The following is a 22,423-nucleotide window of genomic DNA, read 5'->3' as shown; positions in this document are numbered from 1 at the left end:
GAACGACATGGCCACAACGGACGCCCTGAGTCATCAGCACGCCTCGTCGCGCTCGCTGCAACCTACCGTCAAATCGCACCTGGCATACACGCTGTTAAGCGGCCTGGTACTGATGGTGCTGTACACGCTGCTGCGTATTGCATTGCTGGTTTATAACCGCGAAATGATCGGCGATACGCCGGCCTCCACATTCGTCGAGGCCATGCTCAACGGCATGCGTTTTGACCTGCGTCTGACGGTCTACCTGCTCATTCCGCTGCTTCTGTCGCTGTTCAGCGTGTGGGCGATGGCCCAGCGCGGGCTGTTTCGTTTCTGGCTGACCCTGGTTGGCAGCTTGACGATGTTCTTCGGTTTGATGGAAATGGACTTCTATCGCGAATTTCACCAACGCTTGAACGGTCTGGTCTTCCAGTACGTGAAAGAAGATCCGAAGACCGTTCTGAGCATGCTGTGGTACGGCTTCCCGGTGGTGCGTTACCTCCTGGCATGGGCTTTCGTCACCTGGTTGCTGAGTCTGGTGTTCAAGGGTGTTGATCGGGTAACCCGGCCTCAGGGCGGTGGTAAAGCCGGTCGCGCGATTGCGCCCTGGTATGCACGCATCGCTGTCTTCATGGTTTGCCTGTTGGTCGCTGTAGCCGCTGCCCGTGGCACCTTGCGTCAAGGCCCACCGCTGCGTTGGGGCGATTCCTACACCACTGATTCCAATTTCGCCAATACCCTGGGCTTGAACGGCACCTTGACCCTGATCGCCGCGGCCAAAAGCCGCATGTCGGAAGATCGCGACAACATCTGGAAGGCGACACTGCCGCAGCCACAGGCCCAGCAGACCGTGCGTGACATGTTGCTGACGTCCCACGACAAGCTCGTCGATCCGGGCATCGCGGCCGTGCGTCGCGACAACCTGCCGCCAGTGGAAAACACGCTGCCCATCAAGAACGTCGTCGTGATCCTGATGGAAAGCTTTGCCGGTCACTCGGTAGGTGCACTGGGCGATGAAGCGAATATCACGCCGTACTTCGACAAACTGTCCAAGGAGGGGCTGCTGTTCGATCATTTCTTCTCCAACGGCACGCACACCCACCAAGGCATGTTCGCCACCATGGGGTGCTTCCCGAACCTGCCGGGTTTCGAGTACCTGATGCAGACGCCGGAAGGCAGTCACAAGCTGTCGGGTCTGCCACAGCTGCTCAGCGCTCGTGGTTATGACGACGTCTATGTGTACAACGGCGACTTTGCCTGGGATAACCAGTCCGGTTTTTTCAGTAACCAGGGCATGACCACCTTCATCGGTCGCAATGACTTCGTCAATCCGGTGTTCTCCGATCCGACCTGGGGCGTTTCCGATCAGGACATGTTTGATCGTGGCGCTCAGGAGCTGAAAGCACGTGGGGAAGCCGGCAAACCGTTCTATGCGTTGCTGCAGACGCTGTCTAACCACACACCGTACGCATTGCCCGCCGATCTGCCGGTTGAACGCGTGACGGATCAAGGCTCGCTGAACGAGCACATGACTGCCATGCGTTATTCCGACTGGGCCCTTGGGCAGTTCTTCGAGAAGGCCAGGAAAGAGCCTTACTACAAGGAAACGCTGTTCATCGTCGTGGGCGACCACGGCTTCGGCAACAATCAGCAGATCACCGAAATGGACCTGGGCCGTTTCAACGTGCCGATGCTGATGATCGGTCCGGGCGTGCAGCAAAAGTTCGGTCAGCGCAGCAGCATCGTTGGCACACAGATCGACGTTGTGCCGACCATCATGGGCCGTTTGGGCGGTGAGAATCGCAACCAGTGCTGGGGCCGTGACCTGCTGAACCTGCCGGAAGGCGACAAGGGGTTCGGCGTGATCAAGCCTTCGGGCAGTGAGCAGACCGTCGCCCTGATTACCGGCGACCGGATTCTGATCGAACCCAAGGACATGGAGCCCAAAGTGCTGTCTTACACGCTGGGACGCAAACCTCACGCTGAAGTGATCCCGAACGCGCCGGATACCCAGGAGCTGCGTAACAAGCTCGACAGCTTCCTGCAAACCGCGACCAAGAGCCTTCTGGACAACACCGCTGGCGTAGAGGCGAGCAAGAACAAAAACTGATCGCTTCACCCGTTCACGAAAGCCCCTGATTCAGGGGCTTTCGAGTTTTCAGGGACAATGGGTTGCGGCTGCGTCCGGGACCGTCATACTTGACGTTTTCGCCTGACCGATTTGAACGAATGCCTTTGAAAAAAGGTCAAGATCACGTAAGCCGCGTTGTCGGTTGCTGAGGAGACGTTGATGAAACAGTGGACCATTTCGTATCTGGATAAGGATGGTGTGCAACAGAGCCTGGATCTTGATGCCGAGCAGCGTCCCAGCGAGGAGGAGGTTGCTCGTCGGCTTCGGCCGATCTTGTTCCCTGTAGCGGATGAATTGGACCTTAACGATCTGGAAGGCCGCACGGCTGATCCTACGGTGAAATCGTTGAAGGATCAGAACGCGGTGGAAATCATTTCCATCAATGAAGCGCGCTGATCGCAAAAATATCCCGCACCCTCAATTGTCATAACGTCAACGATGGGGGTAATCTGCAAATGAGGCTGGTGAAGCGTTTCTCCAGCCTCGTTCGTGTCGATGCCTTTTCTGCCCTCGCAGGCTTGGCCTTGTCAGCTACATGCTTGATTCCCGCCCGGCGGAGTACCTGTCGTGGAACGGCCTCCAATCGGAGCGTCGTCAGGGAGCGTTGAAACTCTATCTATCGTTGCATAGGAGGACGTTTCATGAGCACAGCCTATCAAGAGGACATCAGCAGTAACGTACTGCGCCGCATGAAAGAAGGCGGTTTCGATTTCGCACGTATCCACCCCATCGAGTTTTATGCCATTTTCCCGGATGAGGAGCGGGCTCGGCAGGCAGCAGAACGATTTCGTGGCGAATCCCTCAATACCCAGATCAACGCCGGAGATGACGGTGCGTGGCATTTGCAGTTGAGCAAAGTCATGTATGCCACATACGACGGTATCGGTGATTTCGAGCAGGACTTTCAGACAGCAATCCAGGCGCTCGATGGTGAAGTCGAGGGCTGGGGCGTCAAACATGAGATCAGGGGCTTGCACTGATGAAGCCTCGTTTGGCGGGTTGAGCGACCGGTCGATCCAGGGATCCCTGGATCGACCGGTTTTGGTTTGGGTGTTCTCATCACTTCATGAAGAGCAAAAAAAAGCCACTCCAAGGAGTGGCCCAAAGGGAAGTTCGAGAAGAGCTCGGTTGTTACAGACGCTGCGGTGTTTTTCGACAACGACTTGAAACAGGGCATCCAGATGCTGGGTTGCCGGAATGCAGACGATTATCGAGAAACAATATCGACTCGTGAAATCAACTCTGGCTATGCTGGTCATAGCTTTTACAGTTGAAAGACGCTTCCGAATGAGGCGTAGGAGAATTGGTTAGGAAGGTTATTGCACAGGAATGGTGCATTCATCTCCGTGGATTTATATAACCAGTTGATATTTAAGCGTTTATGCCGATGGCACGGGCCTTGCGAAGGCCCTTGGTGTCCGTGGTGACAAGGAGTACGGCATGATCCGCACCTTTTATGATGAGATGTACGATGCAGGCGGCCTGGTTCGCCCGCATTATCGGGAATTTGCCCGCTGGCTGGGCGAGACGCCGCCTGAGTTACTGGCTCAGCGTCGACGCGAAGCCGATCTATTGTTTCATCGAGCCGGGATCACCTTCACGCTGTACGGTGATGAGCAGGGGACAGAGCGTTTGATCCCCTTCGATACGATTCCACGTAGCATCCCCGCCACTGAATGGCGGGTGGTGGAAAGAGGCTGCATTCAGCGTGTGAAAGCGTTGAATATGTTTCTGGCTGACCTTTATCACGAACAACGCATTATCAAGGCCGGGATAATTCCCGCCGAGCAGGTTCTGGCCAACGAGCAATATCAGTTGGCGATGCAGGGCCTGAATCTGCACCGCGATCTTTATTCGCATATTTCCGGTGTTGATCTGGTGCGCGATGGTGACGGCACGTATTACGTGCTGGAAGACAACTTGCGGACCCCGAGCGGCGTGAGCTATATGCTCGAAGACCGCAAGATGATGATGCGTCTGTTCCCCGAGCTGTTCGCGGCTCAGCGTATCGCGCCTATCGACCATTATCCGAACCTGCTGCTTGATACGCTCAAGAGCTCCAGCCCTATCGACAACCCCAGTGTCGTGGTTCTGACCCCCGGTCGTTTCAACAGCGCCTTTTTTGAACACGCCTTCCTGGCGCGTGAGATGGGCGTGGAACTGGTCGAAGGTGCGGATCTGTTTGTGCGCGATGATCGTGTGTTCATGCGAACTACGGATGGGCCCAAGGCTGTCGACGTGATTTACCGCCGTCTGGACGATGCATTCCTCGATCCGCTGGCGTTCAATCCGGATTCGATGCTGGGCGTGCCGGGCCTGTTGTCGGCCTATCGTTCAGGCAATGTGGTGCTGGCCAATGCCATCGGCACTGGCGTGGCGGACGACAAGTCGGTTTATCCTTACGTGACCGACATGATCCGGTTCTACCTGGACGAAGAGCCGATCCTCAAGAACGTGCCGACCTGGCAATGCCGCAAACCCGAAGAGCTGTCCCATGTGCTGGCCAATCTCGGGGATCTGGTGGTGAAGGAAACCCAGGGTTCCGGTGGTTACGGGATGCTGGTGGGACCTGCGTCCACCGCGGCGGAAATCGAATCGTTCCGGGCCAGAATCAAAGCCAAGCCCAACGCTTATATCGCACAACCCACGCTGTGCCTGTCGACCTGTCCGACGTTTGTCGAGAACGGCATCGCCCCGCGACACATCGATTTGCGCCCATTTGTCCTGTCCGGCCGTGAAACCCGTGTTGTGCCCGGTGGGCTGACTCGCGTTGCGCTGCGTGAAGGCTCGCTCGTGGTGAACTCGTCGCAAGGTGGCGGAACCAAAGACACCTGGGTGGTCGAGGATTAAGGATGCCTGCCAATGCTAAGTAGAACTGCCTCGGATTTATATTGGATGTCGCGCTATCTGGAGCGAGCAGAGAATCTCGCCCGGATGCTGGACGTCAGCTACTCGCTGTCACTGATGCCTCAAGACGGTCATGGCGACGGCCTGGACGAACTGGCCATGCCGTTGCTGATTACGGGCACGCTGGACCATTACCTTGAACGCCACGGGGAGCTGCACGCCGAACGCCTGCTGCATTTTTTTGCCCTGGATGCGAGCAACCCCGCCAGCATCTACAGTTGTCTGGGTGCAGCCCGGGCGAGCGCCCATGCGGTACGTGGGCGGATCACGGCGGACATGTGGGAAAACATCAACTCCACCTGGCTGGAAATTCGCGGCATCGCTGAACAGGGTCTGAGCCGCTATGGCATGAGCCGTTTTTGCGAGTGGGTCAAAGAGCGCTCGCACCTGTTCCGTGGCGCCACGTACGGCACCATCATGCGTCACGATGCGTTCCGTTTCATTCGTCTGGGGACGTTCATCGAACGCGCCGACAACACCCTGCGCATGCTGGATGCACGCTACGAAATGCTCGAACTGCGTGGGCGCGACACCGATCAGGTGTCCGACAGCTCTGCCCACGGTTACTACCAGTGGAGTGCTTTGTTACGTGCGCTGTCGTCGTTTGAGGCGTACACCGAGTTGTACCGTGATGCCCCCGGCGCGCGCCAGGTTGCCGAACTGCTGTTGTTACGTCCCGACATCCCGCGTTCGCTGAGCGCCTGTCTGGAAGAGCTGGATCAGATCCTCGCCAGTCTACCGGGGGCCAACGGTAGGCCCGCCCAGCGACTGGCGGCGGAACTGGATGCACGCCTGCGTTATACCGGGATCGATGAAATCCTGGACGAAGGGCTGCATGAGTGGTTGAACGAATTCATTCCGTTGGTAGCCCAGTTGGGCAACGCCATACACACTTCTTACCTGGAGGCTGCATGAGACTCTCAGTTAGCCACGAGACGACCTATCACTATGAGGATCAGGTACGCGCCAGCATCCAGTATTTGCGTCTGACGCCACACGACAGCGAGCGGCAGCAAGTGCTCAGTTGGCAATTGAACCTGCCGCGTCCGGTGCGGGCGCAAGTCGATCCGTTTGGCAATATTCTGCATGTGCTGACCATGGACGAGCCGCATGAAGCCATTGTTGTCGGCGCCCGGGGTCAGGTCGAAATCGACGAGAAGCGCGAAGCCGAGCACGAAAGCCAGTCGCCTTTGCCCTTTCTGCGCTTCACGCGCCTGACCGAGCCCGACGATGCGATTCGCACCTTCGCCGCCAAACAGTGCCGCAAACGCAAGGACCGCAGTGCGTTGATTGACTTGATGCACGCGCTGAATCAGCACATCACGTTCACACCGGGTTCTACCGAAGTCGACACCAGTGCCGTGCAGGCGTTTGCTGGCCGTACCGGCGTGTGTCAGGACCACACGCACGCTTTTCTGGCATGCGCGCGCAGCCTGGGCATTCCGGCGCGGTATGTGTCGGGTTATCTGTACAGCGAAGACACTGAACATCTGGCCAGCCATGCCTGGGCCGAAGCGTGGATTGATGACGCCTGGTACAGCTTTGACGTGACCAATCAACTGGCCATTCCCGAGCGCCACCTGAAACTGGCCGTGGGCCTGGATTATCTGGATGCGTGCCCGGTGCGCGGCATGCGGCGCGGTGGCGGCAGCGAGCAGATGCACGCCAAGGTATTTGTATCCCCGATCGTCGACGCGCCAAAAATCCTGATGCAGGCGCAGCACCAGTAAACCTTGCCAGCTTCCATGGAGCCGACCTTTTTCGGGTGGGCTCCGTGGGGCAGAGCGACGGCGATGCAACGCTGATAGACGCTGATATTAATGGGCTTCCCCGGCCCTGCGTTGTTGAGCCATATGCTGCAAATACCCGATGACCTGATCCAGTTCGGCATCCGACAGCACGTTTGTGGAGATGGCGGGCATCTTTGCCTGTGGCCAATGCCGTAGCTTCTGCGGGTCGCGAATGTACAGTCGCAGGTAGTCCGCGGCGAAGTACTCGGTGGGGCTGTGAGGCAGATTCAGGTCGGGGCCCAGCTGCGAATCTCCGGCGCCGTTGAGTCGGTGACACGCGAAACAGTTTTTCTGGAACAGGGCGAAACCTGCATTGACAGGATCGTCGGCAGCCAGCCCTGCATCAGGCATGAGCGCGGGAAAACGTTCGGCAACGGGCGCCAGGACACGCATTTTCGCCAGTCCAAACGGCCATTGTTCCGGGCTGATCCTGCTCTGTGCCGGGTCCGTCCAGACCAGATAAAAAGGCCCTGCACTTTGCTTGCCATTGCCCAGCTTCGGCCATGGATGGCTCGGGTCCTCAATGGCCAGCCAGGCGTGTGCGCCTGTTCTTTGCAGTAACGGCGCGGCGGGAAGTTCGGCGGCGAAGCCGTCGGTGGCCACCGCTTGCACATGATCCTGCGGGGTGACTGCGTCGAGCAGTGCTGCAACGGGTAGGGCGCGATACGTCATGTCGCGTTTATACGCCACGTCATTGGCGATGAGCACATCACGGGCCTGCGGATGAGCCAGCAGTTGCGCGGTATCCCACGTGTGTACGCCGTTGGCCAGTTCGACCGTCAGCTGTGCTGCGTGCAATGTCACACAGCAAAGCAAGGCGGGCAGTAAAAAGACAGCGCGCAACGAGATCATTGGGCGGGGTCGCGGCCGGGACGAGAGGCGCTGTCGTGGGTCGCTTCGTGGCTGGCGTGACGAATGACCGCCAAACCGTGGGCACACGGCAGGTGAGGGCTGTCTGCACTTCCTATCGCGATCAGCGCCACCGATAAACCTTTACACATACCCGCTCCCCATCATTTGATGCGGGAGATTGGCACAGATACATCCTGTTCGAAAGCGCATCGATAACGGCGGGTTCCGATGCAGAGGATGACCATCAACCGAATAGACGGGTCATATTCGGTACGATCAATAGAAGTGTGGTGGCGAAGACGATAAGTCCGGCCTGACGGAGCTTTGAATGCTTGAACATGGCTGTCTGCCTTTTTTGTTATTCCTGAGCTGCAAAAGCCCACCGAATTCATTGATGAATAATCGGGCAGTTGGCAAAGGTGAATTCATTGAGCAACCGGTGCGGCAAGCTAGCCGTCAACCAAGGCGCTGAACTTGATTATTAGTACGCCTATTGCTACAGACTTAACCTTAGAGTCCAAGTGCGGCGGCACTTAGAACTATTGCGTATATAGCCTGCAACCATTCGTTTAAAAAACTTCTATGTGATGCGTAAAGCCAGCGGACGCTCCCTGACTAGACACCTTTCGACGGACCAACGTTGCCCGCTCGCCACGCGACCGTTCGTCCGGGTCGGATTATTCCTACATTCGGCCAAAACGCCCTCGCTTCCGTCATTCAATACCTATGCTGTGACGCTAAGGTGTCATCACAGTATTTATTCCGACAACAATAAAGGCCCTGACAACACCATGACCCAAGCGCTGATTTACGATGCGGTGCGCACCCCGCGCGGCAAGGGCAAACCCGATGGCGCACTGCACAGTGTCAAGCCTGTGAACCTGATGGCCGGGCTGCTGGAGGCGTTACAGCGACGCAATGATCTGGATACCCGTCATGTGGATGACATCGTGCTCGGCTGTGTCACGCCGGTGGGTGAACAGGGTGCGGATATCGCCAAGACCGCAGCCTTGGTGGCTGACTGGGATGTCAGCGTGGCGGGGGTGCAAATCAATCGGTTTTGCGCTTCGGGTCTGGAGGCCGTGAATCTGGGGGCGATGAAAATCCGCTCCGGCTATGAAGATCTGGTGGTGGTGGGCGGCGTGGAATCCATGTCTCGGGTGCCCATGGGCAGTGACGGCGGCGCCTGGGCGCTGGACCCGCAGACCCATCTTCACTGTCACTTTACGCCCCAAGGCATTGGTGCGGACCTGATCGCCACCCTCGAAGGTTTCAGTCGTCAGGATGTGGATGCCTACGCGTTGCAGTCGCAGCAAAAAGCCGCTCGTGCGCGTCAGTCCGGGGCGTTTGGCAAGTCGTTGGTGCCCGTTCGTGATCAGAACGGCACCTTGTTGCTGGACCATGACGAGTTCATTCGCGCCGACTCGACGATTGAGGGGCTGGCCAGCCTCAGGCCCAGCTTCGAAATGCTCGGTCAGATGGGGTTCGATGCCACCGCGCTGCGGGTCTACAGCCATGTCGAACGCATCAATCATGTGCACACCCCCGGCAACAGCTCCGGCATCGTCGACGGTGCAGCGGCCATGCTCATAGGCTCGGTGGCCAAGGGCAAGGCGTTGGGGTTGCGTGCGCGGGCACGGATTGTGGCCACCGCCGTCACCGGCACTGACCCCACGATCATGCTTACAGGTCCCGGCCCGGCAACGCGCAAGGCGCTGGCCAAGGCCGGGCTGAAGGCGGATGACATTGACCTGTTCGAGGTCAACGAGGCCTTCGCGTCAGTGGTGCTCAAGTTTATCAAGGACATGGCCATCGACCCGGACAAGGTCAACGTCAACGGTGGGTCCATCGCTCTGGGCCATCCCCTCGGCGCTACCGGCTGCATGATTCTGGGCACCTTGCTCGATGAGCTGGAAGTGCGGCGATTGCGCTATGGCCTGGCCACGCTGTGTGTCGGCGGCGGCATGGGCATTGCGACCATCATCGAGCGCTATTGAGCCGTTGATGATTTCCTTCTTCTGGATTTGTTGAGATCACCCGTTATGACCGATGCCATTCGCTATGAAAAAGGCCAGGACCGGATTGTCATCCTGACTATCGACATGCCAGGCCAAAGTGCCAACACCATGAACGCGGTTTATCGTGACGCCATGGCCGCCACCCTCGCCAGGCTTCTGGACGAACAAGCGTCGATTGCTGGCGTGATTGTCACGTCCGCCAAATCGACGTTCTTCGCGGGCGGCGACTTGAATGAGCTGATCAAGGTCGACAAAGACCGCGCCCAGTGGTTTCAGACAATGGTTACCGAGCTCAAGGCGCAACTGCGCAGCCTGGAAACCCTGGGCAAGCCGGTGGTGGCAGCCATCAATGGCGCAGCGTTGGGCGGCGGCTGGGAAATCTGTCTGGCCTGCCATCACCGCATCATGCTGGATTCAAGCGATGCTCGGATCGGCCTGCCGGAAGTGACCCTGGGTCTGTTGCCCGGAGGTGGTGGTGTGATGCGTATGGTGCGCATGCTGGGGCTGGAAAAGGCGCTGCCGTATCTGCTTGAGGGCAGGAAGCTTGGCCCGCAGCAAGCCCTGGAGGTGGGGCTGATCGATCAGCTCGCCACCCACCACGATGAAATGCTGAGCATGGCGCGGGAATGGATCATGGCTAATCCGGCGCCTCGCCAACCTTGGGATACACCGGGTTATCAACTTCCCGGCGGTACGCCCGCCCAGCCGAAAGTCGCGCAAATGCTGACCCTTGCACCTGCGATGTTGCGCAGCAAGACCCAAGGCTGTTATCCCGCTCCGGAGAAGATTCTCTGCGCGGCGGTGGAGGGCGCGCAGGTGGATTTCGATACCGCGCTGGTCATCGAGACACGCTATTTCACCGAGCTGGTCACCGGTCAAATCGCCAAGAACATGATCGGTACCTTCTGGTTTCAACTCAACGAAATCAATGCCGGCAGTTCGCGACCTACAGGTCTTGCCGTGGTCCGCACGAAAAAGGTCGGAATCCTGGGGGCCGGAATGATGGGCGCGGGCATTGCTTATGTCTGCGCCAATGCAGGGATGGCGGTGGTGCTCAAGGACGTGAATTTTGCCGCAGCGCAAAAGGGCAAGGACCATTCCGGCAGGCTGCTGGACAAGCAGGTGGCGTCAGGGCGCATGGCGGCGCACCTGCGCGAGGCGATTCTGGCGCGTATCCAACCCACGGGGCGTGATTCTGATCTGGAGGGTTGCGACCTGATCATTGAGGCGGTGTTTGAAGACCGGGAACTCAAGGCCAGGGTCAGCGCAGCGGCCGAGCAGGTCGCGCTACCCAACGCTTTGATTGCTTCCAATACGTCAACACTGCCGATTACCGGTCTGGCAACGGCGATTTCCCGGCCGGAGCGTTTTATAGGGCTGCATTTTTTCAGCCCGGTGGACAAGATGCAGTTGGTGGAGATCATCAAGGGGGAGCGCACCAGCGACGCCACGCTGGCCCGGGCTTTCGACGTTGTCCTGCAGATCAAAAAAATCCCTATTGTAGTGACCGACAGTCGCGGCTTTTTTACCTCAAGGGTGTTCGCGACCTTCGCCCATGAAGGCATTGCCATGCTGGGCGAAGGTGTCTGCGCGGCGATGATCGAGAACGAGGCGCGCAAGGCCGGAATGCCCGTTGGCCCCTTGGCTGTCAGCGACGAGGTGTCACTGAGCCTGATGAGCCATATCCGTCAGCAAGCCCGCAAGGATCTGGCCACTGAGGGCAAGTCCGCCCCGCAGCATCCTGCTTATGCTGTCATTGACTTGCTGGTGAATGAATACAACCGCGCAGGCAAGGCGGCGGGTGCCGGGTTCTACGATTATCCTCAAGGCGCACCCAAGCAACTGTGGCCGGAGCTCAAAGGCCGATTCGAGCGACCGGATGCGCAGATTTCGGGGCAGGATATCCGCGACCGGCTGCTGTTCATTCAGGCCATCGAAACGGTTCGCTGTCTGGAGGAGGGCGTGCTGCACTCCGTGGCTGACGCCAATATCGGATCGATTCTCGGCATCGGATTCCCGGGCTGGACGGGCGGTGCGTTGCAGTTCATCAACCAGTTCGGGGTCATGGCGTTCATTGCCCGTGCGGGACACCTGGCCGGGCACTATGGGCCGCGTTTCGAGCCGCCTGCGCTGCTGCTTGAAATGGCGCTCAAGGGTGAAACGTTTTAAACACGCCATGGCGGTCCGGGTGCATGCGTATCAGTACAGGAGCGGTTCAGGTAATAACGCACAGGCAGGCAAATAGCCTCTTGCCTTACGGTGCCGGTTCAAGGCAGGCTTTGTCAGTGCATTACCGCCTTTACCGCTTCAGGTACTTTTTCTTATGCCGTTACGCATTTGCATTCTGGAAACCGACGTCCTTCGCCCTGAACTGGTCGAGCAATATCAGGGTTACGGACGGATGTTCGAACGGCTTTTTGCGCAGCAACCCATTACCGCCGAGTTCACGGTCTACAACGTCATGCAGGGGAATTACCCCCCTGAAGATGAGCGTTTTGACGCGTACCTGGTGACCGGCAGCAAGGCTGATTCGTTCGGCACCGATCCGTGGATTCAAACCCTCAAAACCTATCTGCTTGAGCGCTACCAACGCGGCGACAAATTGCTGGGGATCTGTTTCGGGCATCAATTGCTGGCCTTGTTGCTCGGGGGCAAGAGTGAGCGTGCGACCCAGGGCTGGGGCGTGGGCATTCATCATTACGACTTGGCACCTGCAACACCGTGGATGAGCCCCGCCATGGAGAAGCTGACCTTGCTGATCAGCCATCAGGATCAGGTCACCGCATTGCCGGAAAACGCCACGGTCATTGCTTCAAGCGAGTTCTGCCCGTTTGCCGCTTATCACATCAATGATCAAGTGCTGTGCTTCCAGGGGCATCCGGAATTCATCCACGATTACTCGCGCACCCTGCTGGATATTCGCCAGCAATGCCTGGGCGAACACATTTATCAGAAGGGGATTGCCAGCCTGGACTACGAGCACAACGGCACAACGGTGGCCGAGTGGATGATGCGCTTCGTGGCGCACAAAGCAGCGGTCTGAACCGAACCCCAAAAGCTGGGCACCTCTCCAGACTTTGGGGCGCAGTTCTCCTCGTGGGACCGGCTTCAGGCGGGAAGAGGCCGGTACAGGCAACCCATCTGCTTCGTCAGGCGCTACGCCTTTCCGGCTAAAGCCGGTTCTACAAGCGGCATGTTGCACGCTGCAGGCGGAGTGGGTTCTGGCGTGCAGCGTGAACCTTGAACCTGCCGCTTTATCAGAGCCATCCCGACCGCTTGAAGCTGGCAAACAAGGCAGTGCAACCCCCCACGATGATGCCCAGGACGGCAAAGTAGCCGTAATGCCAGGTCAGCTCCGGCATGTTTTCAAAGTTCATGCCGTAGATCCCGGCAATGGCCGTGGGGAAAGCCAGGATCGCCGCCCAGGCGGCAAACTTGCGCTGCACGATGCTTTGTCGCGAAGACTCCAGCAGCAGCCCGATCTCGATGGTCTGGCTGGCGATATCCCGCAGGTTACCCAAGTCTTCCATCTGGCGTTTGACATGGATTTCCACGTCCCGAAAGTACGGGCGCATGTTCTTGTCAATGAACGGGAAGTCCAGCCGTTGCAACTCCTCTCCGACTTCTACCATGGGCGCGACGTATCGCCATAGACGCAGCAGATCACGGCGCAGGCTGTGAATGCGCTGGATATCGGATTCCTTCAAGGAGCCTGTGAGTACGCTGTGTTCCAGGTTTTCGAGTTCACCGTGAATCGCCTCGGTCACCGGCTGGTAGTTCTCGGTCACGAAGTCCAGCAGGGCATACAGCACGAAATCCTCGCCGTGTTCGAGCAGCAAGGGCCGGGCTTCGCAGCGTTGGCGCACCACGCCGTAAGACTTCGAGTGGCCGTTGCGGGAGGTGATGATGTAACCCTTGCCGGCAAAGATGTGGGTTTCGATGAATTCAAGCCTGCCGTTTTCGCGCACCGGCGCGTACGTCACGATGAACAGGGCATCACCAAAGGTTTCCAGCTTCGGTCGGCTGTGAACTTCCATGGCATCTTCGAGGGCCAGTTCATGGAGGTTGAACTGTTTTTTCAGGCTGGTCAGTTCGCTGGCATCAGGCTGTTCCAACCCGATCCAAACGAAGTGCCCAGGCTTTGCAGCCCACGCTGCGCCTTCGTCGAGGGTGATATTGGTGACTTTCTTGCCTGCACTGTAAACCGCGGCAGCGACGACTCGGCCCATGTTGATTTCGCTTCTTATAGTCTGTGTCTGTTAGCGCCTGAGCGCTCCACTGCATGAGAGTCGGCAGGATGCTGCGAGTTCGGCACCCGAAAAAAGCCCGCAGTATCGTCTGAGCTGCGGGCTTTCACTGCGTCATCGCCGATTACAGGGGATGTTGCTGATCGGTGACGATAGCCGCGTCCAGGGTGTCCAGCAGGGCCTTGCGCACTTTGAGCTTAGTGTTCTTGTGGGCATTCATGTTGATCTTCTTCAACTGCAGCGCTGCGGTGCGGGCTGCTTCGTGCAGCTCGTCGACGCTCACCAGCTTGTCGAGGAAACCTGCATCCACCGCGCCCTTGGGATCGAACATCTCGCCGTTGATAACCGAGCGGTGAAAGGCTGACTTACGCAAGCGATCGCGAGCCAGTTCGATGCCGACATGGTGCATGGTCATGCCGATCTGAACTTCGTTGAGGCCGATGCTGAACGGGCCATCGACGCCGATCCGGTAATCGGCCGACAGCAGCAGGAAAGCGCCTTTGGCAACTGCATGGCCCGGGCAGGCGATGACCACAGGAAAGGGGTGCGAGAGCAGGCGGCGGGACAGGGTGGAGCCCTGCTTGACCAGGTTGATCGCCGCTTCCGGGCTTGAGGTCATGACCTTCAGGTCGTAGCCGCCGGAAAGAATCCCTGGCTGGCCAGTGATGATCACCACTGCGCAATCTTTTTCGGCCTGATCCAGCGCGCTGTTGAATGCCGCGACCACTTCTGGGGAAATGGCGTTGACCTTGCCGTTGCTCAAGGTCAGCGTGGCAATGCCGTCTTCCAGGTGGTACGAGATCAACTCACTCATGTCACGATTTCCTTTTTATTGAAGTCAGCAGACGTTACTCACCGTCGGCGACGAGGTAAAGCAATGACTGGCGAGTCAATTTGCAACTGCAAAAAAAGACCGTCCCACGCGCTGCAACGGCGGACTGCAGCATGCAACGCAGGTCGCGAGCCATAGGTCGTTTGCCCTCGAGGCCTGTTGTGTGGGTTTTACTCGTCGATGTCGTTCAATTCGCGGTATTCATCCCAGTCCATGCCCAACGCTTCTGCGACTTGATGGTGAGCTTCAAGGCGCATGGACTTGAGTTGCTCAGGGGATTCGGCCACCAGTTGCAGCGCCAGCTCCCAGGGTTCGATGCCGAGGTCTTCGGCTTCATCCTCGAACGCCCATTGCGTCTGCTGCTTCTGCTCTTCGGCACTCAGCGCCTGGATTTCGGCCTTGAGGGTCGGGTTGGTGGTGAGGTATTTGGCCAGTGCGACGTCGTTCCATTCAAGTAGGTTCATGCGGTACTCCTGCAGGTTTGGATCGAGTCGAAGAGGTCGGGGCCGCACGCTGGCGGACTCGACGGCAAAGCGCGATTGTGCGCGATAGGACGTTTGGCTTCCAGTGCGAGTCGGACATCTTTGCGGGTAAGGCCGTGCTTGCACGGCCGACAAACCCGTCACTCGATCGCTCGTCCGAACTCGGCGTTATACACCTTGAGAAAGTACGTCCATTCGGCATCGCTCCACGGGCAATGGCGTCGTAACTGACGCAGGTCGTGACGCGCAGCACCTATGGATGTCATCCGGCGATGGGATTTCTCCAGATCCAGCAAAGCCAGTTCGAATTGCGGGCCGTCAATGGAAGCGGCAACTTTCACAAAGATATGTTTGGACCGCATGCAACTGTGTTGCCAGTAGCCGAGGTGCATGCGCGATAACATAAATGCCAACCGCTCGAACAGCCGAAGGTGTTCTTCGGGCGTATAGCGCTCGCGAGCACCCTCGGCGTACCAGGAGTCCAGATCCTGAAACCCATTGAGGTCCTGTGTGACCAGAACACCCTGCCAGACTCCGTCGACCTTGCGAGCGCCGTAAAAGATCGGCTTGGGTGCGGCCACGTCGAGCTGGTCGAGTCGGGTCAGCGCATGGCCTTCGCGCAGGACGGTCGGCCTGCCGAACGGATAGCGAGGGCTGCGGTAGAGGTGGCCTGTCTGGCGCTTTACATAAACGATGGTGCCGTTGTGATCAACGCGTTGAACACCGCTGGTGCCGCTACGGCGAACATTGGGTTCTTCAACCCACGGCCCCTGCGTTCCCCACCAATACGCGAAATTGTCCTGCACAGTAACCTCCCTGATGACTCATACCGGCCTGATTATTATTTTGTGACAGTCTCATTTGTTTAACAGTTTCGTCGATGTGTAAAACGTTGTCAGCGCAATGACGTGCGTTGTTTCATGAAACCTGTCAGTCAGTTGGCGAACCAATGGGCATCGGCACGGTAAAAGTTGGAATCTGGCTGTGTGAATGCATTTTGTGACTGGCCGGTCGTCAGTCATTGGGAAATAGAAGGTGCCAATCTCACAAATCGTGGTCAGACAGTGATCGAGTTCGGAAGACCCTTAAGATGCCTCATCCTAAAATCGTTTCAGAAGGAAGCCGTGATCTACTCCATGATCTGAATGCCGCAACGGCTGACATGATGTCGTTTGCTATTGACGACGTCGGAAGTTGCAAGTGGCGAGTCGCTCGTTCACGTCAAGAACACGCATTTGCCAAATGGCAGTGTTATATCAACAAAGAACCGACCGTCAGATTTAAAGAGCCACGCCTGGCGCAAGCGGCCATGGCGTAGTCAGCGGCGTGATATTAAGCGTTATCAGCAGGTGACGCTTGCAACTTACTGAGCTGTAACGGCTGAAGATTGTTGCACACAGTCCGCGCAAAAGATCAATATTGATCTTGTAGAGTGTTGAGCCGAAGATGCTTCCCTTCAGACATTGCGTCCGGAGAGGAAATGCACGCTCAAACTGATTACTTCGATGTTGGTCCCGAAGAACTTGAAGGGTGCCCCCTGGCCGAACTGGTCGCGCGTCACGCCTTACCATTGCGTTGCACGGGCATTGACCTGAGCGGCCAGGATCTGGCACGGATCAACCTGGCCGGGGCTCATCTGGAGCGCTGTACCATGAGCGGAACGGACTTCACCGCTGCCAACCTCACGGGCACTCGATGGCTTGGCTGTCGTACGGGGCAGGCCGTTTTCCGGTCTGCGGATCTGACGGATGCAGCGTTTGAACGGTGTGACCTGAACAACACAAACTGGCAACGCAGCAAAGTGGCTCATGTGAGTTTTCAAGGATGCAAACTCACAGGGGCCAACTTTGGTGATGCGTCCGCATTGGGTTTGAATTTCAATGACTGCCTGCTTAATAGCGCGATGCTTTCAGGTATTTCATTTTATAAGGCTCAACTGAACACTATTGATTTCAGCGAAGCCGATCTGACGTATTGCGACTTTCGTAAAGCGGTATTTGTTGACGGTGGCAGTCTTTCCATGGCGCGCGTGAATAATGCGCGGTTCGATGACGCGGACCTGCGTGAAGCAAGTTTGCAGGGGCTTCGGCTCGTGGATGCCAAACTCTTTAAAGGTGCGATTATTTCTCGTAATCAAGCCAGTATGTTGCTGGCCGGGTTGGGACTGACGATTGACTGATTGGGGTGACATCAGCAGTGCGTGTTGTCGGCACTGACAGTGGGAGTGTCGACAATTTGACTGTGCATCGGTCCTGACAGGACCGCCGGAAACACAAAACCCCTGACATTCGCTAGGAATATCAGGGGTTTGGCTTGTTTCTAATATGGCGGTGAGGGAGGGATTCGAACCCTCGATACAATTTCTTGTATACACACTTTCCAGGCGTGCTCCTTAAGCCTCTCGGACACCTCACCGAATCTCGTCACACCGTTGGTCTGTCGAGGCGCGCTAATGTAGTCGAAAGCTTTCCCGAACGCAAAAGTTTTTTTCAGAATTTTCATGTGCTTAAGTCGTGAGCGTGTGTCGGCGGGGTGTTTGACGCTGTGGGTGGGGGGCGAATGCGGTGGGGTTGGGCGGAATGACGGCTGTGTGGCATCCATCGAACCCGATTGCGAAGCCAGGGTTCAGGATCAGGTGGACGCTGATACAGTGTCCGGCGTCGTTGCCCGCAATGCGGGGATCCGGTCATGATCGAGCCGGTTGCCCGGCATAACCCGGCCAGGTGTTCAGCACCCTCCAACGTCATTTATCTCATGTCAGAGCGCAGCCTTCGCCTATGAATATTCATGCCAACGCCGTATTGATCATCATCGACATGCAACAGGGCATTCAGCATCCCAGGCTTGGGCGTCGCAACAATCCCGAGGCCGATGCGAAGATGCTCAAGCTGTTGCAGGCGTGGCGCAGCACTCGACGGCCGGTGATTCATGTGCGGCATTTTTCCCGAACGCCAACCTCCGTGTTCTGGCCGGGGCAGTCGGGCGTGGAATACCAGCCGGCGTTTTTGCCGGTAGAGGGTGAATCGGAGCTGCAAAAGCAGGTGCCGGACGCTTTCTGCGGGACAGCGCTGCAAGAGCAGTTGCGGGCCGACTCCATTAGTCAAATGGTCATCGTCGGGGTCGCGACCAATAATTCCGTGGAGTCCACAGCGCGTACGGGTGGAAACCTGGGCTTTGAGGTGATCGTGGCCCATGACGCGTGTTTTACCTTCGATCAGGCTGACTTCTTCGGCTCGCCCCACAGTGCGGAAGAAGTCCACGCCATGTCATTGGGCAATCTGCACGGCGAATACGCCACCGTGTTGTCCGCCGACGACATTCTCGCAGGGGTTGCGGCAGAGCACGCCTGACCGTAACGGATTGATGTCAGCCACCCTGATCGTGGCTGACGAAGTACTACTGCGCTGGAGCGCCTAGACCATCCGCCTGACCGTATTGTCCTTACGCACAAAGTGATGCCAGATCGCGGCCACCACATGCAGGCCAATGACGTAGTAGAAAATTGTTCCCAGCAGCTTGTGGAGGTCTTCCAGCGATTCGGCGAGCGCTTCGGAAACCGGAAAAGGTGACGGGATCAGGACCTGGGTCAACGGGATCGGCAGGGAGCCTTTTTCGATCAGTACCGTGAAAAGCCCCAGTAATGGCTGGACGAACAAAAAAGCATACAGCAGGTAATGGGTCAGGGTCGCGGCGGTACGCAAAATGCCTTCAATGGGGGGCGTGACGGCTGGCGGCGTATTGCGACGACGCTCGTAGACCCGAAAAAACGCCATGATCAGAACCAGGATGCCCACCCAGAAATGGGTTTGCACCACGAATATTCGCGATGGCGACCCTCGTTCGAACTGCGTGCGGCTGAGGATCAGCGCATAGGCAAGCACGATCAGGATTGCCATTGCCCAGTGGTACCAGCGAGCTTTGTAGGTGTAGCGTTCGGAAGGTGTATTCACGGTGTTTTCCTTGGTTCGTGATTTTTGCGATTCTTCAGGCTCTGCGTCCTTGTTTGTTCCTCTCAGACCGCCGGACAGAGCATCCGCTCCGTCACGCCATCGAGCAATATCCCGAGGGGAAGAATAGGGCTGACGTACTCCCCTGTTATGACGTTGTGACGTGCGACGTGTGATCGAGCGGGACTTTTTTCATTTTGAAACAATCACGCTACCTGGGCGACCGGACGCATTTCCTTGAGTCCTGTATCGCCTCTGTTACATTTTCCGGGCAGGACGGGCTGATTGTGTTTCACGCGTGTGGGAATTTGCAAAATCAGATGTTAATCGAAATAAAACAGCATATTTTTATATCCAATGATGATCAGTAAACCACCGTCATGAGTTTGACAGGTTTTAAGATGGGATCCATCTTTACCTCACCGCTCGAAAAAGTGGATATAGCGAAATTCGGAAAGTTGTTGAGAACCGTTTAGTTACTGGCATTGAAAGTTTAAGTTTTCTGATCATCGGGAGCCTCTAATGAACGGCGTGGGCTACTTTCGTCTGTTAAAAAAAGAAAACCCGGATTCAGAAGTGTGGTGGGATGCTTCGCCGGTTTGCTTTACGGCCTTTAAGGCTTCAAGGGTGGCTCGTTATCCAGAGTGGGCACGTGAAATCGATCCGCTACTGCCTAATAGTCAGTCTAATTACTATTGCGGCATAACCGGCGCTACTACAAATCCACGATTGATCAATGCTGCGCTGTTTGAGAGGGATTGTCATTGGGCTGAACGAATCAGGGCTCTGGATGGGAATAACGATATAACCCAGCTTCGCCGAGAAATTTACAACCAGCTTGTGCTGGAAGGGGCCGCGGAACTTGAAACGATGTGGCGGCATTCGGCTAAACGTTACGGCTGGTTATCCGCCCAGGTTGATCCGCACTACAGTGATGATGTTTCGGCCATGGTCGAACACGGTCTTGAGCTATCCCGGCTGGCGCCGAATATCATGATTAAAGTTCCCGGTAGTCAGGCTGGATATCGGGCTATCGAACAACTGGTGGCTCAGGGCTGTTCGGTCAATAACACGTTTTGTTTTACCGTCTCTCAGTTTTCCGCCGGGCTGGATGCCATCGAGTGTGGACGCGCCCGTGCGGTTCTTGCCGGCATTAACGTTGCCCATGCCCGCTATGTGATCACCTTTATGATGGGGCGCTATGGTGCCGAAGATGAGTTCGATCGTCAGGCTAACAGCCTTGGGATCTTATTGAGCACTGCAGACAAGCGCTGGGCCGAGTTGGCGATTTATGACGCGATTCAGGTGTTACTGGCATCCAGGCAAACGCCTGTCCGTCTGCTGCTCTCCAGCATCAAGCTTGATCCGGACGACCAGGAGGGCGAGCAATGCTGGCATCTTGAAAGGACCGGTGAGCGAACCACCCTCTATACCCTGCCAGCGCCCATCATCGAGTTTTTGCTGCGACGTCAGCGTGCGGGGCGGCCGGTTTTGCCTGCCCGAAGCCTGCAAATCCCGAATCAGGTCTTGGACAAGCTGTTACTCATCGACTATTTCACTCAGGCCTTTGAGTTGGGAGGCGTTGATGCCGTGCAGTTCTCCCGACATCCGGCGTTCATAACGGCCCACCAATACGCTTGCGAGGCACGGCCGGAACTGGAAGGGTTTATCGAGTCGGTGCGAACCCGTTTGCCAGTCGGGCGCAGGCCGATGCTGCAAGCGCAGACGGGAGCCTGGTCATGAACCGGATGGTGGCGTTATGGGCCCATCCGCGCTCGAGATCGACGGTGCTGGAGCGGGTATTCATCGAACGCAAGGATTTCGAGGTTTTTCACGAACCCTTTGCCCATGTGGCTTTCAATCAGGATTCGTCCATCCCTTCGGATAACCTGGCGTGTGGCTTGCCGACAACCTATGAAGGGGTCAAGGCATTGTTGCGCGAAGCCCGCCAGCAGCACGCCGTCTTCCATAAAGATATGTGTTATCACTGTCTGGCGGAGTTGAAAGCAGATCCAGCGTTTCTTCTGGAGCAGGACAATATATTTATTATCCGCGAACCCTTGAGTTCCATCCGTTCACACTTTGCCATTTATCCGCAGATGCCCCGCGATGCCATTGGCCATAAAGCCCAGTATGAAGTGTTCTGCGAGGTGACGCGGCTGACCGGGCGTATACCTTACGTCATTAATGCAGACGATCTTGTGCACAGTCCGGAAACCACTGTCCGGCAACTGTGCGATCACCTGCAACTACCGTTCATGCCGCAAGCACTTAGCTGGAATCAGGAATGTCCCACACAATGGTTGCCCTGGCGCAGCTGGCATAAAGCGGCGGAGCAGAGCACGCACATTCATTCGACGCACCATTCGCCCATTAATGACACCGTAGTGAACAGTGACTCACGATTGATCGGGTATTACCGTTTTCATCGACCCTATTACGAGCGCATGAATCAATTTACTAAAGGGTTGGGGTTAACATGAAAGACAAGATTGTTATAACCGGAGCGGCCAATGGTATTGGAAGAGCCACCGCAAAGGCCTGTCTGGAGGCGGGGTTTTATGTAATCGCTGCCGACAAAGACAGGAACGGATTGCAATCATTACTGGCCGAGTCAGACACTCAACAGCTGGAAATTATAGAGGCGGATTTCTCAGATATTTCAACGCTGAAATCATTCATCCCGCAACTTTACTATCGTCACGAATCGCTAGGGGGGCTGGTGAACAACGCGGGCCTTTATCGTGGTCAGAGTGTGTTTGATTACAGCGATGAGCAGATAGACGAGATGTGTACGGTGAACCTGAAGTCACTGGTTTATCTGTCTCGGGAATTTGCCCAGCGGGAGATGTCCGCTGGGGGCAGTCGCAGCATCGTCAATATCACTTCCGTGGCCGGGGAGGTGGGCAGTTTCGATGCGTTATATGGCGCAACAAAAGCAGGCGTTATTGGTTTGACGAAAGCCAATGCATGGAATTTCGCGCCGTCAATCCGGGTGAATGCGGTGTCGCCTGCGCTGGTGCGAAATACCTCGATCTTTGACCGTATTCCTGAGCACCGACGCCGGGAATACGAACGCCAGGAAATTCTTAAAGATCCGATCCAGCCGTCGGCGGTGGCCGATGTGATCGTGTTTCTGTTGGGAGAAAAAAGTCGGCACATGACCGGGCAGGTTATCGCCGTTGATAACGGCGCCTATCCCCGTTAGCGCAACACTTTATTTATCCATAGCTCGATT

General features: G+C 56.8%; 21 protein-coding genes and 1 tRNA gene. 14 read left to right on the top strand and 8 right to left on the bottom strand.

What is annotated here, in order from left to right; all coding sequences use genetic code 11:
• Positions 1–7: 7 nt before the first annotated feature.
• From ACP7B0_RS13885 to ACP7B0_RS13860, 6 genes are all read left to right on the top strand, one after another.
• Positions 8–2,089 (top strand): LTA synthase family protein, encoded by a 2,082-nt coding sequence (locus ACP7B0_RS13885; RefSeq protein WP_426141978.1) that lies wholly within the window; start codon positions 8–10, stop codon positions 2,087–2,089.
• Positions 2,090–2,269: 180 nt separating this feature from the next.
• The gene (locus ACP7B0_RS13880) at positions 2,270–2,506 is read left to right on the top strand and encodes a hypothetical protein (protein ID WP_426141977.1); all 237 of its coding nucleotides are present in this window, start codon (positions 2,270–2,272) and stop codon (positions 2,504–2,506) included.
• Between the two features lie 245 nt (positions 2,507–2,751).
• On the top strand, positions 2,752–3,090 hold the full coding sequence (locus ACP7B0_RS13875) for a ribonuclease E inhibitor RraB (RefSeq protein ID WP_426141976.1): 339 nt from the start codon (positions 2,752–2,754) through the stop codon (positions 3,088–3,090).
• Positions 3,091–3,550: 460 nt separating this feature from the next.
• Complete coding sequence (locus ACP7B0_RS13870) at positions 3,551–4,960, top strand: circularly permuted type 2 ATP-grasp protein (protein WP_426141975.1); 1,410 nt, start codon at positions 3,551–3,553, stop codon at positions 4,958–4,960.
• Positions 4,961–4,972: 12 nt separating this feature from the next.
• Positions 4,973–5,932: an alpha-E domain-containing protein gene (locus ACP7B0_RS13865; RefSeq protein WP_426141974.1), complete on the top strand. Its 960-nt coding sequence runs from the start codon at positions 4,973–4,975 to the stop codon at positions 5,930–5,932.
• Positions 5,929–6,747 carry a transglutaminase family protein gene (locus ACP7B0_RS13860; protein WP_426141973.1) on the top strand — a complete coding sequence of 273 codons (819 nt, stop codon included), beginning with the start codon at positions 5,929–5,931 and terminating at the stop codon, positions 6,745–6,747. Before ACP7B0_RS13865 ends, ACP7B0_RS13860 begins: the two co-directional genes overlap by 4 nt.
• Before the next feature lie 87 nt (positions 6,748–6,834).
• Here the strand turns inward: ACP7B0_RS13860 and ACP7B0_RS13855 are convergent, their stop codons facing one another.
• Both ACP7B0_RS13855 and ACP7B0_RS13850 read right to left on the bottom strand, forming a co-directional pair.
• Positions 6,835–7,659, bottom strand: a complete 825-nt coding sequence (locus ACP7B0_RS13855; RefSeq protein WP_426141972.1) for a c-type cytochrome — start codon at positions 7,657–7,659, stop codon at positions 6,835–6,837.
• A complete protein-coding gene (locus ACP7B0_RS13850) occupies positions 7,656–7,808 on the bottom strand; it encodes a hypothetical protein (protein ID WP_426141971.1) in 153 nt (50 codons plus the stop codon). Before ACP7B0_RS13850 ends, ACP7B0_RS13855 begins: the two co-directional genes overlap by 4 nt.
• Positions 7,809–8,450: 642 nt before the next feature.
• Here ACP7B0_RS13850 and ACP7B0_RS13845 point away from each other — a divergent pair.
• From ACP7B0_RS13845 to ACP7B0_RS13835, 3 genes are all read left to right on the top strand, one after another.
• A complete protein-coding gene (locus ACP7B0_RS13845) occupies positions 8,451–9,656 on the top strand; it encodes an acetyl-CoA C-acetyltransferase (protein WP_426141970.1) in 1,206 nt (401 codons plus the stop codon).
• 45 nt (positions 9,657–9,701) lie between these two features.
• Entirely contained in the window at positions 9,702–11,846 is a 2,145-nt protein-coding gene (locus tag ACP7B0_RS13840; protein WP_426141969.1) for a 3-hydroxyacyl-CoA dehydrogenase NAD-binding domain-containing protein, read from the top strand.
• Positions 11,847–12,000: 154 nt separating this feature from the next.
• Positions 12,001–12,720, top strand: coding sequence for an amidotransferase (locus ACP7B0_RS13835; protein ID WP_426141968.1), 720 nt, complete (start codon positions 12,001–12,003; stop codon positions 12,718–12,720).
• A 214-nt stretch (positions 12,721–12,934) separates the two neighbouring features.
• On the opposite strand, the gene ACP7B0_RS13830 is transcribed toward ACP7B0_RS13835, so the two are convergent.
• From ACP7B0_RS13830 to ACP7B0_RS13815, 4 genes are all read right to left on the bottom strand, one after another.
• Positions 12,935–13,906, bottom strand: a complete 972-nt coding sequence (locus tag ACP7B0_RS13830; RefSeq protein WP_426141967.1) for a magnesium and cobalt transport protein CorA — start codon at positions 13,904–13,906, stop codon at positions 12,935–12,937.
• Positions 13,907–14,048: 142 nt separating this feature from the next.
• The gene (locus ACP7B0_RS13825; RefSeq protein WP_426141966.1) at positions 14,049–14,738 is read right to left on the bottom strand and encodes a crotonase/enoyl-CoA hydratase family protein; all 690 of its coding nucleotides are present in this window, start codon (positions 14,736–14,738) and stop codon (positions 14,049–14,051) included.
• Between the two features lie 188 nt (positions 14,739–14,926).
• Positions 14,927–15,220, bottom strand: coding sequence for a DUF6388 family protein (locus tag ACP7B0_RS13820; protein ID WP_426141965.1), 294 nt, complete (start codon positions 15,218–15,220; stop codon positions 14,927–14,929).
• A 158-nt stretch (positions 15,221–15,378) separates the two neighbouring features.
• Positions 15,379–16,044 (bottom strand): lipopolysaccharide kinase InaA family protein, encoded by a 666-nt coding sequence (locus ACP7B0_RS13815; protein ID WP_426141964.1) that lies wholly within the window; start codon positions 16,042–16,044, stop codon positions 15,379–15,381.
• Positions 16,045–16,718: 674 nt separating this feature from the next.
• On the opposite strand from ACP7B0_RS13815, the gene ACP7B0_RS13810 reads away from it, so the two are divergent.
• Complete coding sequence (locus ACP7B0_RS13810) at positions 16,719–17,417, top strand: pentapeptide repeat-containing protein (protein WP_426141963.1); 699 nt, start codon at positions 16,719–16,721, stop codon at positions 17,415–17,417.
• Positions 17,418–17,563: 146 nt separating this feature from the next.
• On the opposite strand, the gene ACP7B0_RS13805 is transcribed toward ACP7B0_RS13810, so the two are convergent.
• Positions 17,564–17,653 (bottom strand) — tRNA-Ser (locus tag ACP7B0_RS13805).
• A gap of 362 nt (positions 17,654–18,015) precedes the next feature.
• Between ACP7B0_RS13805 and ACP7B0_RS13800 the strand changes: the two genes are divergently transcribed.
• Positions 18,016–18,588 carry a cysteine hydrolase family protein gene (locus tag ACP7B0_RS13800; protein ID WP_426141962.1) on the top strand — a complete coding sequence of 191 codons (573 nt, stop codon included), beginning with the start codon at positions 18,016–18,018 and terminating at the stop codon, positions 18,586–18,588.
• 63 nt (positions 18,589–18,651) lie between these two features.
• On the opposite strand, the gene ACP7B0_RS13795 is transcribed toward ACP7B0_RS13800, so the two are convergent.
• Positions 18,652–19,188, bottom strand: a complete 537-nt coding sequence (locus ACP7B0_RS13795; RefSeq protein ID WP_426141961.1) for a cytochrome b — start codon at positions 19,186–19,188, stop codon at positions 18,652–18,654.
• A 519-nt stretch (positions 19,189–19,707) separates the two neighbouring features.
• Here ACP7B0_RS13795 and ACP7B0_RS13790 point away from each other — a divergent pair.
• The 3 genes from ACP7B0_RS13790 to ACP7B0_RS13780 are packed head-to-tail and all read left to right on the top strand — an operon-like array spanning position 19,708 to position 22,393.
• Positions 19,708–20,928, top strand: a complete 1,221-nt coding sequence (locus ACP7B0_RS13790; RefSeq protein ID WP_426141960.1) for a transaldolase family protein — start codon at positions 19,708–19,710, stop codon at positions 20,926–20,928.
• Positions 20,925–21,668, top strand: a complete 744-nt coding sequence (locus ACP7B0_RS13785; RefSeq protein WP_426141959.1) for a sulfotransferase family protein — start codon at positions 20,925–20,927, stop codon at positions 21,666–21,668. The genes ACP7B0_RS13790 and ACP7B0_RS13785 overlap by 4 nt, the downstream gene beginning before the upstream one ends.
• Positions 21,665–22,393: an SDR family NAD(P)-dependent oxidoreductase gene (locus ACP7B0_RS13780; RefSeq protein WP_426141958.1), complete on the top strand. Its 729-nt coding sequence runs from the start codon at positions 21,665–21,667 to the stop codon at positions 22,391–22,393. Before ACP7B0_RS13785 ends, ACP7B0_RS13780 begins: the two co-directional genes overlap by 4 nt.
• Positions 22,394–22,423 lie beyond the last annotated feature (30 nt).

The organism is Pseudomonas sp. DWP3-1-2 (genome assembly GCF_049896285.1).
Classification (GTDB): Bacteria; Pseudomonadota; Gammaproteobacteria; order Pseudomonadales; family Pseudomonadaceae; genus Aquipseudomonas.
This window is presented reverse-complemented; position numbering and strand designations above follow the sequence as displayed.

Bases quoted from the DNA above. Each gene is read 5' to 3' on its own strand.
- ACP7B0_RS13885 (WP_426141978.1), top strand. From the start codon at position 8: ATGGCCACAACGGACGCCCTGAGTCATCAGCACGCCTCGTCGCGCTCG.
- ACP7B0_RS13880 (WP_426141977.1), top strand. From the start codon at position 2,270: ATGAAACAGTGGACCATTTCGTATCTGGATAAGGATGGTGTGCAACAG.
- ACP7B0_RS13875 (WP_426141976.1), top strand. From the start codon at position 2,752: ATGAGCACAGCCTATCAAGAGGACATCAGCAGTAACGTACTGCGCCGC.
- ACP7B0_RS13870 (WP_426141975.1), top strand. From the start codon at position 3,551: ATGATCCGCACCTTTTATGATGAGATGTACGATGCAGGCGGCCTGGTT.
- ACP7B0_RS13865 (WP_426141974.1), top strand. From the start codon at position 4,973: ATGCTAAGTAGAACTGCCTCGGATTTATATTGGATGTCGCGCTATCTG.
- ACP7B0_RS13860 (WP_426141973.1), top strand. From the start codon at position 5,929: ATGAGACTCTCAGTTAGCCACGAGACGACCTATCACTATGAGGATCAG.
- ACP7B0_RS13855 (WP_426141972.1), bottom strand. From the start codon at position 7,659: ATGATCTCGTTGCGCGCTGTCTTTTTACTGCCCGCCTTGCTTTGCTGT.
- ACP7B0_RS13850 (WP_426141971.1), bottom strand. From the start codon at position 7,808: ATGTGTAAAGGTTTATCGGTGGCGCTGATCGCGATAGGAAGTGCAGAC.
- ACP7B0_RS13845 (WP_426141970.1), top strand. From the start codon at position 8,451: ATGACCCAAGCGCTGATTTACGATGCGGTGCGCACCCCGCGCGGCAAG.
- ACP7B0_RS13840 (WP_426141969.1), top strand. From the start codon at position 9,702: ATGACCGATGCCATTCGCTATGAAAAAGGCCAGGACCGGATTGTCATC.
- ACP7B0_RS13835 (WP_426141968.1), top strand. From the start codon at position 12,001: ATGCCGTTACGCATTTGCATTCTGGAAACCGACGTCCTTCGCCCTGAA.
- ACP7B0_RS13830 (WP_426141967.1), bottom strand. From the start codon at position 13,906: ATGGGCCGAGTCGTCGCTGCCGCGGTTTACAGTGCAGGCAAGAAAGTC.
- ACP7B0_RS13825 (WP_426141966.1), bottom strand. From the start codon at position 14,738: ATGAGTGAGTTGATCTCGTACCACCTGGAAGACGGCATTGCCACGCTG.
- ACP7B0_RS13820 (WP_426141965.1), bottom strand. From the start codon at position 15,220: ATGAACCTACTTGAATGGAACGACGTCGCACTGGCCAAATACCTCACC.
- ACP7B0_RS13810 (WP_426141963.1), top strand. From the start codon at position 16,719: ATGCACGCTCAAACTGATTACTTCGATGTTGGTCCCGAAGAACTTGAA.
- ACP7B0_RS13800 (WP_426141962.1), top strand. From the start codon at position 18,016: ATGAATATTCATGCCAACGCCGTATTGATCATCATCGACATGCAACAG.
- ACP7B0_RS13790 (WP_426141960.1), top strand. From the start codon at position 19,708: ATGAACGGCGTGGGCTACTTTCGTCTGTTAAAAAAAGAAAACCCGGAT.
- ACP7B0_RS13785 (WP_426141959.1), top strand. From the start codon at position 20,925: ATGAACCGGATGGTGGCGTTATGGGCCCATCCGCGCTCGAGATCGACG.
- ACP7B0_RS13780 (WP_426141958.1), top strand. From the start codon at position 21,665: ATGAAAGACAAGATTGTTATAACCGGAGCGGCCAATGGTATTGGAAGA.